At 68.7% G+C, this 17,052-nt stretch carries 16 protein-coding genes and 1 tRNA gene; 8 read left to right on the forward strand and 9 right to left on the reverse strand.

Going from position 1 to position 17,052, the window contains the following annotated elements; genetic code table 11:
* Positions 1 to 29: 29 nt before the first annotated feature.
* From E0H50_RS18850 to E0H50_RS18865, 4 genes are all read right to left on the reverse strand, one after another.
* The gene (locus E0H50_RS18850) at positions 30 to 725 is read right to left on the reverse strand and encodes a YdcF family protein (RefSeq protein ID WP_238151061.1); all 696 of its coding nucleotides are present in this window, start codon (positions 723 to 725) and stop codon (positions 30 to 32) included.
* Positions 726 to 823: 98 nt separating this feature from the next.
* Positions 824 to 1,957 carry a DNA polymerase III subunit beta gene (gene dnaN, locus E0H50_RS18855; protein WP_131290086.1) on the reverse strand — a complete coding sequence of 378 codons (1,134 nt, stop codon included), beginning with the start codon at positions 1,955 to 1,957 and terminating at the stop codon, positions 824 to 826.
* A gap of 113 nt (positions 1,958 to 2,070) precedes the next feature.
* The gene (locus E0H50_RS18860; protein WP_131290088.1) at positions 2,071 to 2,907 is read right to left on the reverse strand and encodes a S1 family peptidase; all 837 of its coding nucleotides are present in this window, start codon (positions 2,905 to 2,907) and stop codon (positions 2,071 to 2,073) included.
* Between the two features lie 71 nt (positions 2,908 to 2,978).
* Positions 2,979 to 3,611, reverse strand: a complete 633-nt coding sequence (locus E0H50_RS18865) for an AAA family ATPase (RefSeq protein WP_131290091.1) — start codon at positions 3,609 to 3,611, stop codon at positions 2,979 to 2,981.
* A 209-nt stretch (positions 3,612 to 3,820) separates the two neighbouring features.
* Here E0H50_RS18865 and E0H50_RS43455 point away from each other — a divergent pair, with 209 nt between their 5' ends.
* Positions 3,821 to 4,144 (forward strand): rhomboid family intramembrane serine protease, encoded by a 324-nt coding sequence (locus E0H50_RS43455; protein WP_202868212.1) that lies wholly within the window; start codon positions 3,821 to 3,823, stop codon positions 4,142 to 4,144.
* A 398-nt stretch (positions 4,145 to 4,542) separates the two neighbouring features.
* Here the strand turns inward: E0H50_RS43455 and E0H50_RS18875 are convergent, their stop codons facing one another.
* Positions 4,543 to 5,283, reverse strand: a complete 741-nt coding sequence (locus tag E0H50_RS18875; protein WP_131290094.1) for a uroporphyrinogen-III synthase — start codon at positions 5,281 to 5,283, stop codon at positions 4,543 to 4,545.
* A 312-nt stretch (positions 5,284 to 5,595) separates the two neighbouring features.
* A tRNA-Arg gene (locus E0H50_RS18880) sits at positions 5,596 to 5,672 on the reverse strand.
* 160 nt (positions 5,673 to 5,832) lie between these two features.
* Between E0H50_RS18880 and E0H50_RS18885 the strand changes: the two genes are divergently transcribed.
* Positions 5,833 to 7,323 (forward strand): PrsW family intramembrane metalloprotease, encoded by a 1,491-nt coding sequence (locus tag E0H50_RS18885; protein WP_131290097.1) that lies wholly within the window; start codon positions 5,833 to 5,835, stop codon positions 7,321 to 7,323.
* Positions 7,324 to 7,890: 567 nt separating this feature from the next.
* Here the strand turns inward: E0H50_RS18885 and E0H50_RS43860 are convergent.
* Positions 7,891 to 8,370 carry a hypothetical protein gene (locus E0H50_RS43860; protein WP_131290102.1) on the reverse strand — a complete coding sequence of 160 codons (480 nt, stop codon included), beginning with the start codon at positions 8,368 to 8,370 and terminating at the stop codon, positions 7,891 to 7,893.
* Between the two features lie 228 nt (positions 8,371 to 8,598).
* Between E0H50_RS43860 and E0H50_RS43865 the strand changes: the two genes are divergently transcribed.
* Both E0H50_RS43865 and E0H50_RS18905 read left to right on the forward strand, forming a co-directional pair.
* A complete protein-coding gene (locus E0H50_RS43865; protein ID WP_238151062.1) occupies positions 8,599 to 10,707 on the forward strand; it encodes a GTPase family protein in 2,109 nt (702 codons plus the stop codon).
* On the forward strand, positions 10,704 to 12,383 hold the full coding sequence (locus E0H50_RS18905) for a GTPase (RefSeq protein WP_238151063.1): 1,680 nt from the start codon (positions 10,704 to 10,706) through the stop codon (positions 12,381 to 12,383). The genes E0H50_RS43865 and E0H50_RS18905 overlap by 4 nt, the downstream gene beginning before the upstream one ends.
* 59 nt (positions 12,384 to 12,442) lie before the next feature.
* Here the strand turns inward: E0H50_RS18905 and E0H50_RS18910 are convergent, their stop codons facing one another.
* Positions 12,443 to 13,060: an SRPBCC family protein gene (locus E0H50_RS18910; RefSeq protein WP_165547205.1), complete on the reverse strand. Its 618-nt coding sequence runs from the start codon at positions 13,058 to 13,060 to the stop codon at positions 12,443 to 12,445.
* Positions 13,061 to 13,141: 81 nt separating this feature from the next.
* Positions 13,142 to 13,651, reverse strand: a complete 510-nt coding sequence (locus E0H50_RS18915) for a single-stranded DNA-binding protein (protein ID WP_165547206.1) — start codon at positions 13,649 to 13,651, stop codon at positions 13,142 to 13,144.
* Positions 13,652 to 13,798: 147 nt separating this feature from the next.
* On the opposite strand from E0H50_RS18915, the gene ettA reads away from it, so the two are divergent.
* The 4 genes from ettA (at position 13,799) to E0H50_RS18935 (ending at position 17,052) form a co-directional block, all read left to right on the forward strand.
* Positions 13,799 to 15,481 (forward strand): energy-dependent translational throttle protein EttA, encoded by a 1,683-nt coding sequence (ettA, locus tag E0H50_RS18920; protein ID WP_131290108.1) that lies wholly within the window; start codon positions 13,799 to 13,801, stop codon positions 15,479 to 15,481.
* A 124-nt stretch (positions 15,482 to 15,605) separates the two neighbouring features.
* Positions 15,606 to 15,959: an ArsR/SmtB family transcription factor gene (locus E0H50_RS18925; RefSeq protein WP_131290111.1), complete on the forward strand. Its 354-nt coding sequence runs from the start codon at positions 15,606 to 15,608 to the stop codon at positions 15,957 to 15,959.
* Complete coding sequence (locus E0H50_RS18930; protein ID WP_238151064.1) at positions 15,956 to 16,435, forward strand: SRPBCC domain-containing protein; 480 nt, start codon at positions 15,956 to 15,958, stop codon at positions 16,433 to 16,435. Before E0H50_RS18925 ends, E0H50_RS18930 begins: the two co-directional genes overlap by 4 nt.
* Positions 16,432 to 17,052, forward strand: a complete 621-nt coding sequence (locus tag E0H50_RS18935) for a dihydrofolate reductase family protein (RefSeq protein WP_131290114.1) — start codon at positions 16,432 to 16,434, stop codon at positions 17,050 to 17,052. The genes E0H50_RS18930 and E0H50_RS18935 overlap by 4 nt, the downstream gene beginning before the upstream one ends.

Raw genomic sequence — 17,052 nt, forward strand, 5'->3', positions numbered from 1 at the left:
CAGCCCTGAGCACGATCTCGAGCTGCGACCTACGGATGACGGCCGGACGCGGGGTACGCGGCAACGAGACGGTTGTAGGCGGCAAGTACTTCGGCGGGAACGTCGATGTGGTCGATGAAGATGCGGCCTTGGGGGCCGTAGACGTCGGGGGAGAGGCGGTGGATCTCGCCGAGGATGAGGGAGCGGAAGCGGTCTCGGGTCCAGATCTCGGGTGTGTCCGGGCCGGCGCTGACCCGGTCGGGGCCGATCCACGGGATGAGCGGGGCATGGCTGAGCAGCGTCGTACCGGGGAGATCGGCGAAGGAGCGCTCGAAACAGGCATGGGTACGGCGTTGCATGGTCGGATCCTGGATGAGCAGCAGGGTCCGCGGTTCGGCGATCAGGCGCCGGGTGAACTCCGCGTTCTCGCCGCAGTTCGTCGACCGGTCCTCGACGCTGACCTCTTTGGCCGGTACGCCGTACCTGAGCAGGAGGTCCCGGAACACATGCGACTCGGGCCGCCCCGTGGCCAGGTCGAGTCCGCGTCGCCGTACCGCGTCGTCGAGGTACTGCGTCGAATGCCCGATCCCACCGCTCACGAGGATCGGGGCGGAGTACACGCGATGCGCTTCCGCCGCGACCTCCACCGACTCGAGCACCGCCGAGCCCATCAGCACGATCCGATCGACCGGCTGATCGATCGGGTCGCGTCGCGCGAGGTACCGCGCGACGACATCCTCATCCAAAGCTGACCTGCTCCCGGTAGTAGTCGAGGAGGTCCGTGTCGCCGTCCATCTCGATGCTGTCGTTTCCTGTGGTCGGAGCCGAGGGTGGCAGTTTGACATCAGGTCGGTAGGCGCATGGGCATCAGGATGTAGGCGGAGTTGGGCGACGGCGCGTCGTCGGGGGAGCGTAGGCCGGTCAGATTGGCTGGTTTGGTGGGTTGAGTGAAGGCGAAGTGTGCGATCGGGGTGCCCAGCGACGTGAGTCCGTCGAGGAGGTAGCCGGCGTTGAAGCCGGTCACCACCGGGTCGCCGGTCAGTTGGACCTCGACAGCCTCCGACGCCTGTGCCTCTTCGCCGTTGCCCGCGTCGAGTGTCGCCGTACCGTCCGCGAACGTGAGTCGCACCGGCGCCGACCGCTCCGCGACCAGCGCGACCCGCTTGACCACCTCGATCAGCGCGGCCGTCTCCACCGTGACGGTGCTGGTGATCGCACTCGGGGCCGGGATCAGGCCGCGAACCTTCGGGAACTCGCCGTCGATCAACCGGCTCGTCGCCCGCCGCCCACCACCCTCGAACCCCATCAACCCGTCCCCAGTGCGGGTCGAACCGAGCGCAAGCGTCAGCTCGTGCCCGGACATCGCCTTGGCGACGTTCGCGAGCAGTTTGGCGGGAACCAGCACGTTCGCCTCGACGCCGGCGTCGACCGGCTCCCAGGGGAACGTGCGGACCGCCAGCCGGTACCGATCGGTGGCGAGCAGCGAAATCTCCGACCCGCGGAGCTCGAGCCGGATCCCGGTGAACACCGGGAGCGTGTCGTCCCGGCCGGCCGCGCTCACCACCTGCGCCACCGCGTGCGCGAAGACGTCCCCGTCGACCACGCCACTGACCGCCGGCATCTCCGGCAACGCCGGATACTCGTCGAGCGGCAGGGTGTGCAGGACGAACCGGGCCGCGCCGCTACTGACCTGAACCCGAGCCGCCTCACCGCTCAGATCCACCGAGTCGCGGGGCATGCTCCGGCAGATGTCCGACAGCAGTCGCCCGGACACCAGCACCCGCCCCTCGTCGGCCACCTCGGCCGGCACGCTCACCTGCCCGGAGCTCTCGTAGTCGAACCCGGACAACGTCACCTGCCCGTCCGCCGCCTCGACCACCATCCCGGCCAGAATCGGCACACTCGGCCGGCTCGGCAGCCCACGCGCAACCCATCCAACAGCCTCGGCCAGCACCTCACGCCCGACTCGAACCTTCATCCCAGCTCCTCCCCATCGAGAGGAACAACTCAATCATCGGCCACCGACAGTTTCTGAACGCGAACGATCCGGCCGCACGCCACGCGCGGCCGGATCGAACGTCGGTAAACGGTTCAGTAGACAGTCACGCCGTACGCCGAGGCGGCTTCGGTGACGGGCTGGAAGAACGTCGTACCTCCGCTGCGGCAGTCGCCGCTGCCACCGGACGTGATGCCGAGCGCCTTGGAGCCGTCGTACAGCGGGCCGCCGGAGTCGCCCGGCTCGGCGCAGACGGTGGTCTGGATCAGGCCGCCGACCCTGCCGCCGCCTGAGTACCGCACCGTGACGTTGAGGGCTGTCACCTTGCCGCTGTGGGTGCCGGTCGTCGAGCCCTTGCGGGTGACGTTCTCACCGACAAAGGCGTTGGCCGCAGTAAATCCGCCCGGGTGGCTCAGCGAGGTGTTGGTGTACTGCACCAACGCGTAGTCGTTACCAGGGAAGCTGTAGCCCGCGGTCGGGCCGATCAGGGTGCTGTGGTTGGAGTTGGTGTACCAGGTCTTGGCGACCTTGCCGCAGTGGCCGGCGGTCAGGAAGTAGTAGGTGCCGCCCTTCTGCACGTTGAAGCCGAGCGAGCAGCGGTACTGTCCGCCGTAGATCGCGTCGCCGGCTGCCAGGAGCGGTCTGAAGACACCGCTCGTGCGTTTGACCTGCACACCGTCGCGCTGCAGCGACGCAAGGTCTTTGGCCGACACGGTGCTGTCAGCAGTCACGACAACCTTGCCCGCGGCCGCGTCGGTGTACCACGCGACCCCTCGTACGGCGGACTGCTCAACAGCGGACTGCGCCGCAGACAGTTGCGCAGCCGGAGACGTTGCTTGCGCAGGTACGGCGTACAGGGATGCTGCGACCGCACTGACGACAGCCAGAAGTTGGGCGGTACGGCGCACGCGTGACGTACGTTCGATCCTCACGGGTCCTCCTGAGGCATCACGGGACCGAGTGGGCGGGGTCCCTGGACACCCACACATGTTCCCGTGTGAGGTCAGCTGCAACCAGAACTCACGTGTTGGTCACCGAACGCGATCTGCTCCACCTGATCGGCTTCGTACCGTGACAGAACGACCGCCGACAGCGCCCCCGGCACCACGTCGCCAGGGTCCGTCGCGGCCCTCGCGACCACGTCCGGCCACCGTCTGCAATGGGTCTCCATGCTGGTCGACCGCACGACCCGCCCGCGCGCCCACTGACCCGAGCGGGCCACGTCTCCGGGTACGTCGAGCAGGATGAGGTGGAGCGGCAGGCCGGCTCGGCGGGCTCGCCAGCCGATCAGCTGGCGTGCCCAGGGGCGGGTCGCGCAGTCGTGGATCACCAGGGGCCCGCGGCCTGGGCGCATCGCGTTCAGGAGAGTCACGTAGTACACGAGATGGACGAGCGGTCGCCAAACGGCGTACGGGATCGCTCCGAGAACGGGCATCCAGCGGTCGCGGATGTGCGCGGAGTCGAGCACGCGCGCTGTGTTCTTGCCGGCGTTGTTGCCGGCGCTGTTGTCGGCGAACACCCGGCGCAGGAACGTGCTCTTCCCGGCACCGGGGATGCCGGCCAGTACGACGACAGCGTCGACGGCGTACCGCAGCTCCCGGCCCCGCAGCACTCCTTCGATGACTCCTGCATGCATCCGTCCGTCCTTCCCACGCGTACAGGTAAGACGAACGGAGCCCGCGAATCGCCCCGAGAACCGACTGAGAAGTCACTAGGAACTCCCTGAGAGCGTGCACCGCCACCGCACTAGATTCGTCACCATGACCGCCTGGCACCGTCGCGCCCAACCTCGCGGCGCTCATCACCGGGTCACGCCGGCCGGTACTGACCGCCGCGGTGTTCCTGGTGACGCTCGCCTGCGGTGTCGCCCAGCTCGTCCACCGACCGCTGTACGACCTCGTGGTGCGCGACGCGGCCCGGATCGACGACGGTGAGTGGTACCGCCTGATCACAGGCATGTTCTTCCAGGACGGCTGGACAGCCGGCCTGATCGTCAACCTGATCTGGCTGGCCGTGCTCGGCACGCTCGCCGAGCGCGTGTTCGGCCGAGTGCGCTGGCTGATCCTGTACTTCGGCTGCGGCCTGCTCGGCCAGTTCCTGAGCTACATCTGGCTCAACCAGTCGGAGCGGGCAACTCGATGTGCAGCGCCGGCCTACTCGGTGCCCTGACGGTGGTGGTCATGGTCGCGTCCCACCGGTACGGCGTCATCTTCCCGTCGAACCTGCGCATGTCGGCGTTCGTCGTGCCCGCCCTGGCCGTGGTCGGCACCGCCCTCCACGACAACCACGGCCTACCCTGCCTACTCGGCATGGCCCTCGGCTACCTACTCCTACCGCCGCAGGCGGACCGGCCCGCTCCCGGCGGCGTGAGGCCTGAGAGCTGTGGCGGCCACGCTGATCACGGCAGGTACGACAGCCGCCAGAAGTGGATGGCTCGCCAGTGCACGGACCGGGCCGCGCTTCTTGCCTCTCGGGCTGGCCCGAGTGCACGTCATCGGTCCATAGCGGATGACTGCCGCTTGACCTGACAGCGTCGGCGAGAGCCGAGCCGTCTTCTGGCGGCTGGGTCAGAGCCGCAGGAGCCCTGCGGCGAGTGACTCGCGCAGTCCGGCGGGCGGCTCCTGGTAGCCCTCTTCCCACAGCGCGCCGGGAAAGCCGCCGGCCGCGAACGCGGTGTTGAGATCGTCGACAAACCAGATCGTTGGCCCCACCTTTCCGTCAATTCCCAGGCCGGGCACGTCGATGCCGTAGGGCGCGTCGCCGCTGATGTTCGCCTTGTGGAGCTCGTCGGGCGCATAGTCGAGCTGAAACGAGATGCCGGCGTCCTGGCGCACGGTGTCCTCCAGGTACGCCTCGTGCTCAGCCTCGTAGTAGGAACGTGAGCCGCCCTGCTCTGCGCATTCCAGTTGCACCACCAGCGGATCCGCGAGCACGCTGGACGGCCAACCCGGCAATTCCCCGACGAGCCACACGTCGCCCACGTGCCGGATCCACGCGCTCACCGTCATCGGGAACGGCGCGAACGTCTCCTCCAGCCAGTCGGCCAGCGCGGGCGCGCCCGGCGACGGCGGAACATGGGCGGGACACGGCGTTCCCTCGTCGTCGTTCACCTCCGCACGGAAGCCCTGCGCGTGCAGCCGCTCGACGAGTGTCTCGACGTTCCTGCGGGCACGGCCGGCGAACTCGCGCGCCACGGCCTCGGCGTCCTCGCGGTATGGAGTGTCGAAGACCCGCAGGCCAAGATCGCGCAGGTCGCGCCATACGTCGTCGGGTTCACCCGACATATACCGCGCGTGGAAGCTCACCATGGCCGCCATCCTGGCAGATACCGGCCGGCGTCGCCGGTGCGGTCTCCCTGCTCGATCGCTTCCCGCAGGTCGCGCAGGACTTGCGCGGTGCGTGCCGTGGGGGATCGGGGACGGGCAGCTTGGTTGCGATGCTGCCAGCCGCTCGCTGGTCCGCTTCTTCGAGCCAGGCCGCAGAGAAGCCGAGCGTTGCGCTGCCACCTGCATGACCGCCGGCGCTTCCCCATGGGAGGGAGGCCAGGGCGCGTGTTCGAAAATTTGTTCCAGAGTCGGGCCGAGGCAGACACCGATTCCGGTATCTGCCCTGGTCACATGTGGCGCGCCCGGCAGGATTCGAACCTGCGACCAACGGATTAGAAGTCCGACGCTCTATCCAGCTGAGCTACGGGCGCGTGGCAGGGAAGAGTCTCTCAGATCGGCGGGTGATCGTGCCTCTGGGTTCCTGATCGTGGCGGTTCGGGGCGGGACGAAGTACAGGGTTGTCGTTCCATCCCGGTAACGCTGAGTGGGTGGTCCTGCCGCTGGATCTGGACCCCAACTAGGCTGCGGGGCATGAGTTACCCCTCACCAGGCCAGTCCGGCGCGCCGCAACCCGCGGCGGGGTCGGCGTACTCGCCCGGCGGACCGTACCCGCAGCCCAACGTGCTCGGGAAACATCCCGTACCCGGGCAGCGCCGGAACCGCGGCGTGCTGATCGGCATCGTGATCGCGGTGGTCTTCGCGATCGCGGGCCTGGTGATCTTCGGAATCGTGGCCAAGTCGACCGGCGCCGGCGGCTTCACCTGGGGCCTGGTGTTCGCGTTCGTCCCGGTGATCCCGGTGATCGCGCTCTACCTCTGGCTGGACCGGTACGAGCCCGAGCCGACCAAGTACATCGTCTTCGCGCTCTGCTGGGGCGCGTTCATCGCCACACTGGCCGCGATCTTCATCAACACCGAGGTGTCGCACCGGCTGGCCGAGACCGGCGTCGGCGGCGACCGGTCGGCCGTCTTCGTCGCGCCCCCGGTGGAGGAGTTCGCCAAGGGCTCCGTGATCCTGCTGCTGGCGCTGGTCCGGCGCAAGGAGTTCGACGGCATCATCGACGGCCTCGTGTACGCCGGGATGGTGGGCGTCGGCTTCGCCTTCACCGAGAACATCCTGTACTACGGCCGCGTCTTCAACACGCTCTCCGAGGAGGCCGGCAGCGACGCCGGTCTGCGCGGTGCGTTCGCGCTGTTCATCATCCGCGGCGTGATCTCGCCGTTCGCGCATCCGCTCTTCACGTCGTTCACCGCGATCGGTATCGGCGTCGCGATCCGGCACCGAAGTACCGTCGTACGGTATCTGGCACCGGTGGTCGGTTATCTGGCCGCGGTTCTGGCGCACGCGGCCTGGAACGCGTCCGCGAGCTGGGCCGGCGGCGGGGGCTTCATCCTCGCGTACCTGTGCCTGATGGTGCCGCTGTTCATCTGCCTCGTCGTCTTCGCGCTGGTGATGCGGTCCCGGGAAGGGCAGATGATCGCGTCCAGGCTGTACGACTACGTGCGGTTCGGGTGGCTGGTGCCGCAGGACGTACCGCTGATCGCGACGCTGCGCGGGCGTAAGGCGCTGCGGCAGAACGCGCGCCGGTACGGCTCCCAGGCGGAGGTCGCCGCGAAGGCGTTCCAGCACAACGCCACCGAACTGGCGTATCTGCGAGACAAGATCGTCCGCCAGGTGATCGGGCCCGAGGCGCTGGAGACCGAGAAGGCACTCCTCGACGAGCTCCGCGAACGGCGCCCGAGCGTCCCGTTCCCCCCGATGCCTGCATTCGCCCAGGCCGCCCCGCAGTACGTCGGTGCGCCCGGGCAGCCCGGTATGCCCCTGGGACCCGACGGGGGAATGCCCGGCCCGGGCGTTGGGCCAGGCGCGTATCCACGGCCTCAGGACGGTTATCCGCCCGCTCAGCCTGGGTATCCCTCTGGGCAATCCGGTCACGCAGCCGGTCAGCCCAGTTACCCACCGGGACCCCCTGGTCAACAAGGACCGCCGGGAGGATACGGTCCGTATCCACCACCGCAGTGACTGCCACCCGTCCACGCCGCCAAACGGGGATGACGATGACTTTGCTTCTGCGCTGTCCGACCGGGCACTCTGTGCTCGTGGGCGGACACCGTGGCTGACACCAGGTCAGCAGCTGGTGAAGGTTCGGAACCGCGGGTTCCGGGCCAGGATCAGCCTGCCCAGGAGCTCGCGAACCTCATCGCCCAGTCAACCCCCAAGCCCCGAGGCTTCTGGCGCCGCCGGCGGCGCAAGTCCGCGCCTGATGAGTCCGCGCCGACCAGCCAGGCCTCAGCTCCGGCGGTCGAGGAGACGGGGTCGGGCTCGGGTCCGGCGTCGGGTGACTCGGCTGTTGTAGGCGCGGAATCTGGCGCCGGTGACTCGACCGCCGCTGGCGACGCACAGTCGGACGCCGCCAAGGCAGCAGACGCGGAAACCTCGGCCACGGGTCCAGGCGACGCCGAGGCGGCGGCTCAAACAGGCGACGCTGACTCGGATACGCAGACGGACTCAGCTGAGGACGGCTCAGCTGACGCTGACTCGGTTGAGGACCGCTCTGGCGAGGACGGCCCCGGGACGGACGGGCAGGCTTCAGATGAGTCGGCGGCGGTTGAGGCTGGATCTGCCCGGGAGGTTGAGGGGTCGGCTGGTACGTCGGGGGCCGAGGTGGCTTCGAAGGACGAGCGGGAGCGTTCGGCTGTTGGGGTCGTGTATGAGCCTGACGAGTCTCCTGACGGCTTTCCTCTCGAGTTCGGGAACATCATCGTCGGGCTCCCCAAGCAGCCGGAGAGCGCCGGAGAATCGGCTGCTGCGGACGCTGCGGGCGATGGGCAGGCGGAGGACGGGCGGGCCGGGGTTCAGGGTGACGAACCAGCGGGCGCGGACGCGACGGCTGCTGGCGACGGGGAGTCGGTTCACGACGCTGCACCCGTCGTTGTGGATGAGCCCGCCGGCGAGACTGCAGTTGAGGTCGACGCTGCAGATGAGGCTGGCGCTGCAGATGAGGCTGGCGCTGACGCTGCGGGTGCCGATGGTGATGCGGATGAGGTTGTGGCCGACGCGGCCGAACACGCGCAGGGTGGTGGCGTAGACGAGGAGTCCGCAGGTGCGGAGGATGCCTCGGTCGAGTCGGTGACTGATTCCACGGATGGGAGCTCCAGCGCGGACGCTGAAGCTGCTGTGGCAGTCAGCGCGGGTGAGGGCGGTGGCTCGGCGGCCGATGAGCTGGCGGATGAAGCTGCCGGGTCGGATGCGGCCGACGAGAGCCCGGTCGCGGAAGGCGCTGGCGAGAGTACGGCCGTGGATGATGCTGCGGGCAACGACTCGGCGGGTGCGGCCGAGGAGGAGGCTGAGGCGGCTGGAAGCGCTGAGGCGACTGGAGCGGCTGACGGGGCTGAGGCTGCGGGTGCGGGTATGGCGGCTGATGATGCGGGCGAGGGGTCGCCTGCTGACGCTGCTGTGGATGGCTCCGGGGACGAGTCGGTGGAGGTCGCTGGCGACGGGGCGGACGGAGTAGCTGCGGAGGGCTCCGGTGAGGGGTCGGCGGGAGATGCCGCGGACGATGCTGGTGAGGGGGAGGCGGAGGACTCTGCGGAGGAGTTGACTGCGGAGCAGTTGGCTGAGCGGTTGGTGGCTGAGCAGGCTGCTATGGCTTTGATTACTGCTTTGATGAAGTTGCGGGGGGTGCTGGCGGGGAGTCAGTTGCCGCTGGAGGTTGTGGGGGCTGACGAGGCTCGGCAGCAGCAGAAGGCGATGCTGGATCAGCTGGATGACTACTTGTTGCCTCGGTTGGTGCAGCTTGAGGCGCCGATTTTGGCGGTGGTCGGTGGGTCGACCGGGGCCGGGAAGTCGACGCTGGTCAATACCGTGATCGGCAAGGTTGTCAGCGAGCCTGGCGTACTGCGGCCTACGACGCGGTCGCCGGTGTTGATTCATCATCCGGCGGATGCCGACTGGTTCGTGGGGGACCGGGTGCTGCCGGGGATGGCGCGGACGAGTTCGGACGAGCCGGGCGGGATGGAGGACGCGGGACAGCTGCGGCTGGTCGCGGCCGACAGCGTGCCGCGCGGGCTGGCGATTCTGGACGCGCCGGACATCGACTCCGTCGTCGAGGCCAACCGTGATCTCGCGACCCAGCTGCTCGCGGCGGCCGACCTCTGGCTGTTCGTGACGACGGCGGCCAGGTACTCCGACGCGGTGCCGTGGGAGTTCTTGCAGAGCGCGTCGGATCGCAGTACGGCGGTCGCGGTCGTGCTCGACCGCGCGCCGAGCGAGACGATCGACGACATCACCGGGCACCTCGCGCAGATGCTGCTCGAGCGCGGGCTCGGCGACTCGCCGCTGTTCTCGATCCAGGAGACGGTTGTTGACGGCAACGGGATGTTGCCGCAGTCGTCCGTTGCCTCGATCAAGGACTGGCTGGTCGACCTGGCCGCCGACGCGGAGGCGCGGGCGTCCGTCGTCCGCCGGACCCTGCAGGGCGCGGTCAGTGCGATGGTGAAGAAGGCGCCGCCGTTCGCGGCCGCGGTCCGGGCGCAGGCCGAGACCGCTGTCGAGCTGCGGACGTCGGTCGAGTCGGCGTACGACCAGGGCGTCAAGGACATCGCGAAGGCGTGCCAGGACGGGACGGTGCTGCGCGGCGAGGTGCTGGCGCGGTGGCAGGAGTTCGTCGGGACCGGCGAGCTGCTGAAGGGTCTGCAGTCCAACGCGGGCCGGCTGCGGGACCGGTTGAAGAACTCGCTCGGCAACAAGCCGGCGGAGACCCGCGACGTCAGCGACGCCATCCAGTCCGGCTTGGAGTCGCTGTTGCGCGAGCACGCGGCTGCTGCCGCGGAGCGCGCCGAGAAGGTGTGGCAGGCGACTGCCCCTGGTCGCCAGCTGCTCGCCACCTCCGAGGCGAACCTCGCCGGGGCCGCTTCGAGCGCCGACGGTGGATCTGCGAACGGTGCCGAAGGCAACGGTGGGTGGCTGGGTGCGATGTCGGCGGAGTTCCCGGCGGCGTCGAGCCGCACGGTGCGGGACTGGCAGACCTTCGTCCTCGATCTGGTCCGCAAGGAAGGCGCGGACAAGAAGTCGACGGCACGGATCCTGGAGTACGGCGTCAACGGGCTCGGCCTTTCGCTCATGGTGGTGGTGTTCGCCAGCGGGACCGGCATCCCGAAGGGTGCTCAGGTCAGTGCCGGAGCGGGCAGCGCGGTCGTCGGGAGGCGGCTGCTGGAGGCGGTTTTCGGCGACAAGGCAGTTCAGGGCATGGTCGATAGGGCACGCGAGGATCTTGACGGTAAGGTTCATGCCCTGATGGATGCCGAATTCGCCCGCTATCTGGCTGTCCTTGACCAGCATCCGGTCGACGCCGAGACGGCCAGGCAACTGACGGAGGCCGCGCGCGCGGTGGAGGACTGCACGTGACGGAAACAGTGGATACGGTCGAGACCCCGACCCGGGCCGAGACCGATGTCCTGAAGAAGATCGACGCGCTCAAGGCGGCCGCGGAGGCCGGTGAAGGCCGGCTCGATCCGGTGGTGCTGACCGAGGCCACGCAGATCGTCGACCGGGCCGGGCAGCGGCTGCGGATGTCGGGTGACCTGACGGTGGTCGCGCTCGCGGGCGCGACGGGCTCGGGGAAGTCGTCGCTGTTCAACGCGCTGACCGGGCTCGATCTCGCCGCGATCGGAACGCGCCGGCCGACCAGCTCGATGCCGCTCGCCTGTGTCTGGGGTGACGAACCGGCCGGTGAGGTGCTGACCTGGCTGGGCATCCCGCGCCGGCACCAGGTGCAGCACCGCAGCTCGCTCGAGGACGCCCGGTCCGAGGACCTGGACGGACTGGTCCTGCTGGACCTGCCCGACCACGACTCGACCGAGGTGGAGCACCGCTTGATCGTCGACCGGCTGGTGGAGCTGGTCGACATGCTGGTGTGGGTGGTGGATCCGCAGAAGTACGCCGATGCGGCACTGCACAACCGGTACATCAAGCCGTTCGCCTCGCATTCCGGGGTGATGGTGTTCGCGCTGAACCACATGGACAAGCTGACGCCGGAGCAGCGGAAGAGCTGCCTCGACGACCTGGACAAGCTGCTCAAGTCGGACGGACTCAAGTCGCCGACGGTCGTTGCCACGTCGGCGGTCAGCGGCGACGGTCTGGAAGAGGTCCGCTCGCTGCTGGTCAAGCGGGTCAGCAACAAGCGCTCCGCGCGCGTGCGGCTCGCGGCCGATGTCGATCGGGTCGCGGACCGGATGGCGAGTCAGTGCGGTAACGCCAAGACGCCGGAGATCGCCGAGGCCGATGTCACCGAACTCGTCGACTCGCTCGCGGACGCGAGTGGGTTGTCGGTCGTGTCGGACGCCGTCCGGCGTTCGTACCTGCAGCGGGCCCGGGCTGCGACGGGATGGCCGCTGACCAAGTGGCTGGGCCGGTTCCGTCCGGATCCGTTGCGGCGGCTGCACGGCGACCAGGTGTCGCGCGAGCAGGGCAAGGCATTGCGCAAGTCCGCGGCCAGCGAGGTCGCGATCGCCCGCTCTTCGTTGCCTGCAGCAACGCCTGTGCAGCGGGCGCGGATGGACGCGGCGGTGCGCACGATCACGAACAAGGCTGCCGAAGGGCTGTCGCGCCCGTGGGCGGACTCGGTTCGTTCGGCGATCCGGCGGCGCGAGGAGTCGCTCGGCGACGAGCTCGACCAGGCCGTCGCGCGGACGGACCTCGGCGTGTCCAGCAACCCCGGGTGGTGGAGCTTCGCCCGGGTGGTGCAGTGGCTGCTGTTCCTGGTGACGCTCGGCGGCGCCGCGTGGCTGATCGCCTTGCTGGTGGCGCGGATCGCCGATCTGAACGATCCGCCGCTGCCGGAGTGGAACGGCATCCCCTACGCCTGGATCATGCTGGTCGGTGGCGGCGTCCTGGGGCTCGCGCTCTCCTTCGTCTGCCGGGTGGCCGCCACGAACGGGGCACTGCGGCGGTCCCGGCAAGTGGCGACCGCGCTGCGGGCCGAACTGGTCAACGTCGCCGACAGCCACGTGGTCGAGCCGGCCCGCGAGGAGCTTGCGGCCTACACCAAGTGCCGCGACAGCGTCGCCACCGCCCGCCAGTAGTTCTACCGGCGGGCGGGCGACGCTCAACGGCTGCGTGTCCCGGCTGAGAGGACGCGCAGTCAGAGCTCGGCGTCTGGCGCGTACTGCGACAGGGAGATCTTGGCGGCGCTGAGGAGATCCTCCTCGGTGGTGGTGCCGGACGCCCGGATGGCTTCGATCCAGGCCCGGACGGACTGCTCGTTGTAGTCGATGACCTCGGGGGAGTCGGCCATCTTGACCGGGTCGGCGTCGGCCGGCAGCTCGCCGGCGACGTACAGCGCCAGTCCGAGCAGGGCGCCGTCCCAGCCTGGGCCGACCCACAGCGCGCCGGAGCCGCCGGGGGCCGGGGCCTCGCCCATCGAGTGCTCGAGCTCGAGCTCGGTGGACGAGCCCGCGCCGGGGAGCAGCCGCAGCTCGAGCAGACTGTTCGGGCCGCCGAAGGTCACCTTGAAGCTCTTCGGCGGGTCGCATTCCAGGATGTCGCCGCCGGCGTTGCCCTCCAGCTGGAACGAGCCACCGATCGTGAGGTCCCCGCTGACGGGCAAGAACCAGCGCCGCATCCGCTCCGGGTCCGTCAGGGCGTCCCACACCTCCGCCGGCTCGGCCCGGTAGGTGCGGCGCATCACCACCGTCACGGTTTCGCCGGTCCGGCTGACCTCGCGCTGGACCGCGTTGATGTGCTCGAGGATGTCGATCACGAAGGGCTTCCTCTCCTGCTCGGCTGCTGAGACGATTCTCAGAATGCCGGTCAGGGCTTATATAAGTCAAGATTGAGATAGTCATGCCGCCTCCGCCGCCGGGGCGGTCGGGGCGAGGGGCAGGGTGCTGGTGGAGAACTCGTCGGCGGGGTACGGCGAGGCGGTCGTCTCCGCCGGGCGGCGCTCTGCGTGCTGTGGTGAGGATTCGGTGAGCGATTCCGAGTGGGGCGGGGTCTTGGTGAAGGTCGTCGTACCCCGGCTGAGGTCGTGGCCCACGGAGAAGGCTTCGAGGATGACGCGGCTGTGCTGTTCGCCGGAGTTGTCGGTCCACTCGTGGGTGCGCAGGCGGCCGGTGACGATCACGGGCTGCCCGATGCGGATGGATTCGAAGGCGTTCTGTGCCAGGCCTCGCCAGCACTGAACCGTGAACCACGTGGTGGGCTTGTCGACGAAGGTGTTGAGCGATCGGTCGAACTGGCGAGGGGTCGAGCCGAGGCGGAAGCTGGTGTGCGGGGTCTGGCCGATCTCCTTGAAATCGGGGTCGCTGCCGATCCAGCCCAGAACTGTCAGATGGGTGTCGCCGAGACTCATGGTGGGCGCCTTCCGTCCGGAGAGATGTGCGGTCACCGGAGAAGGTGCACCGATCCGCGCCGGATCGGGCGGATGAACCTCCAGCCTGTGGACAGCCGCGAAGGGCTGGTTGGGAAACGGCCGGGTGCAGCACATAGGCTCTGGGGTATGGCGGAATTCATCTACACGCTTCGCAACGTCCGGAAGGCACACGGCGACAAGGTCGTACTCGACAACGTCACGCTGAACTTCCTGACCGGCGCGAAGATCGGCGTGGTCGGGCCGAACGGCACCGGTAAGTCCTCGCTGTTCAAGATCATGGCGGGGCTCGACCAGCCCTCCAACGGCGAGGCCCGGCTGGCCGAGGACGCGACGGTCGGGATCCTGCTGCAGGAGCCGCCGCTGACCGAGGGCAAGACCGTGCTGGAGAACGTCGAGGAAGGGGTCGGCGACACCAAGCAGAAGCTGGACCGCTTCAACGAGATCTCCGCCGAGCTGGCCGACCCGGACGCCGACTACGACTCGCTGCTGGCCGAGATGGGTGACCTGCAGACCGAGCTGGACCACCGCAACGCCTGGGACGTCGACGCCCAGCTGGAGCAGGCGATGGACGCGCTGCGCTGCCCGCCGGCCGACGTGCTGGTGGACAACCTGTCCGGTGGTGAGCGCCGCCGGGTCGCGCTGTGCAAGCTCCTGCTGCAGCAGCCCGACCTGCTGCTGCTCGACGAGCCCACCAACCACCTCGACGCCGAGTCGGTCCTGTGGCTCGAGCAGCACCTGCAGAAGTACCCGGGCGCCGTCATGGCGATCACCCACGACCGGTACTTCCTGGACAACGTCGCGGAGTGGATCCTCGAGCTCGACCGCGGCCGGACGTACGGGTACGAGGGGAACTACTCGAAGTACCTGGAGACCAAGAAGCAGCGGCTGGTCGTCGAGGGTGCGAAGGATGCGAAGCGGGCGAAGATCCTGGAGCGCGAGCTCGAATGGGTCCGGTCGAACGCGAAGGGCCGGCAGTCCAAGAGCAAGGCCCGCCTGCAGCGGTACGAGGAGCTGGCGGCCGAGGCCGAGCGCGCCAAGAAGCTCGACATCGACGAGATCAACATTCCGGCCGGTCCGCGGCTGGGCAGCACGGTCCTCGAGGTCTCCAAGCTGGAGAAGGGCTTCGGCGACCGCAAGCTGATCGACGGCCTGAGCTTCTCCCTGCCGCGGGCGGGCATCGTCGGTATCGTCGGCCCGAACGGCGTCGGCAAGTCGACGCTGTTCCGGATGATCGTCGGCGAGGAGCAGCCGGACGCCGGCTCGCTGAAGGTGGGCGACACGGTCAAGATCTCGTACGTCGACCAGTCGCGCGGCGGTCTGGACCCCAAGAAGACGGTCTGGCAGCAGGTGTCCGACGAGCTCGACTTCATCAAGGTCGCGAACTTCGAGATGCCGAGCCGGGCGTACGTCGCCTCGTTCGGGTTCAAGGGTCCGGACCAGCAGAAGCCGACCGGCGTCCTGTCCGGCGGTGAGCGGAACCGGCTGAACCTGGCGCTGACGCTGAAGATGGGCGGCAACCTGCTGCTCCTCGACGAGCCGACCAACGACCTGGACGTCGAGACCCTGCAGTCGCTCGAGGACGCCTTGCTGGAGTTCCCGGGCTGTGCGGTGGTCGTGTCCCACGACCGGTGGTTCCTGGATCGCGTGGCGACCCACATCCTGGCCTGGGAAGGCACCGACGAGAACGAGGCCAAGTGGTTCTGGTTCGAGGGCAACTTCGCGTCGTACGAGGCGAACAAGATCGAGCGCCTCGGCCCGGAGGCGGCCCGGCCGCACCGCGTCACGCACCGCAAGCTCACCCGCGACTGAGCAGTATGCGACCGAGCTTCTGAGCGACTGAAGGACCCCGTCTCCGCGTCGGAGGCGGGGTCCTTCGTGCTTTCCGACACTTAGCCCTTGCGCTAACTATTGAATCATGGCAATACTTAGCCTCATGGCACAGTATGAGGCGGAGGTCGACGGCGTGTTCGTGGCGCTGGCCGATCCGACGCGGCGGCGGGTGATCCGGCGGCTGGGGCGGGGGCCGACGAGTGTGGGGGAGCTCGCGGCCGAGTTTCCGATCACGTTGCCGTCGTTCATGAAGCACGTCCGCACGCTCGAGTCGAACGGCCTGATCCGCACGGTGAAGACCGGGCGGGTGCGGACCTGTGTGCTCAATCGTGAGCGGCTGGAGCTGGTGGACGACTGGCTCGCCGAGCAGCGGCGGATCTGGGAGGACCGCACCGACCGGCTGGAGCGTTTCGTGACAACCGAGCAAGCGGCCGAGGAAGCAGTGGAGGAATTGTGAGTCGTGAACTGTTCGACCCCGAGCTGGATCTGCTGGTGGAGCGGGTGATTCGCGCGCCGCGGGCCGCGGTGTGGCGGGCGTGGACCGATCCGAAGCGGTTCGAGCAGTGGTGGGTGCCGGCGCCGGCGGTCTGCCGTGTCGAGCGGCTGGATGTGCGGCCGGGCGGGGCGTTGGTCACGCAGCTGAGCGAGGACGGCCAGGAGTTCGGGCCGCATCTCGACGCGGTGATTCTGGTCGCCGACGAGCTCGAGCGGATCGCGTTCACGAATGCGGTCGACAGCACGTGGCGTCCGGCGGATCCGCAGCCGATCGCGGTGACGGCCGACGTGTTCCTGGTCGATCACCCGGACGGTACGGCGTACCGGATGGTGGCCCGACATGGCGATCCGACGAGTCGCAAACGGCATGCGGAACTCGGGTTCGCGGACGGTTGGGGCACCGTCATCGAGCAGCTCGCCGTACTGGTCGAGCGATGAGGATCGTACTGACGGAGTTCGTCACTCTCGACGGCGTCAGCCAGGGACCGGGGTCTCCGAGCGAGGACACGAGCGACGGGTTCACCCGCGGCGGCTGGCTCGTGCCGTACATCGACGAGCTGTTCGTACGGCGGACCACCGAGTGGCTGGAGCGCGCCGACGGGCTGCTGCTCGGACGACGCACATACGACGCCTTCGCGCGGGACTGGCCCGAAATCACCGACCCCGACGACCCGTACACCCAGCGGATGAACTCGCTTCCGAAGTACGTCGTGAGCACCACGCTCACCGCGGGCACCTGGTATCCGACGACCGTCCTCCGCACCATCGACGACGTCGAGGAGCTGAAACGCCAGGACGGCGGTGAACTGCAGATCCACGGCAGCGCGCGACTCGGCAACGCATTGCTGAAGGCAGGAGCGGTCGACCTGGTGCGCTTGGCTGTCGCGCCGACCGTGCTCGGCAGCGGGAGGCGGTTGTTCGAGCAGCCCGGTGACGCGGCAGGACTGCGGCTCACGGCGCAGGAGGTGACTCCGAGCGGTCTCCTACTGCTTGAGTACGAGACGGTCGGCGCTGCGCCAGTGGCGGAGTACGAAGGCGTGACGGCGTACCTCTGA

It is taken from the genome of Kribbella sindirgiensis, assembly GCF_004331435.1.
Taxonomy (GTDB): Bacteria; Actinomycetota; Actinomycetes; order Propionibacteriales; family Kribbellaceae; genus Kribbella; species Kribbella sindirgiensis.

Excerpts from the sequence above, each read along its gene's own strand:
- dnaN (WP_131290086.1), bottom strand. The coding sequence starts at position 1,957 with ATGAAGGTTCGAGTCGGGCGTGAGGTGCTGGCCGAGGCTGTTGGATGG.
- E0H50_RS18865 (WP_131290091.1), bottom strand. The coding sequence starts at position 3,611 with ATGCATGCAGGAGTCATCGAAGGAGTGCTGCGGGGCCGGGAGCTGCGG.
- E0H50_RS18875 (WP_131290094.1), bottom strand. The coding sequence starts at position 5,283 with ATGGTGAGCTTCCACGCGCGGTATATGTCGGGTGAACCCGACGACGTA.
- E0H50_RS18885 (WP_131290097.1), top strand. The coding sequence starts at position 5,833 with ATGAGTTACCCCTCACCAGGCCAGTCCGGCGCGCCGCAACCCGCGGCG.
- E0H50_RS18915 (WP_165547206.1), bottom strand. The coding sequence starts at position 13,651 with ATGAGTCTCGGCGACACCCATCTGACAGTTCTGGGCTGGATCGGCAGC.
- ettA (WP_131290108.1), top strand. The coding sequence starts at position 13,799 with ATGGCGGAATTCATCTACACGCTTCGCAACGTCCGGAAGGCACACGGC.
- E0H50_RS18925 (WP_131290111.1), top strand. The coding sequence starts at position 15,606 with ATGGCACAGTATGAGGCGGAGGTCGACGGCGTGTTCGTGGCGCTGGCC.
- E0H50_RS18935 (WP_131290114.1), top strand. The coding sequence starts at position 16,432 with ATGAGGATCGTACTGACGGAGTTCGTCACTCTCGACGGCGTCAGCCAG.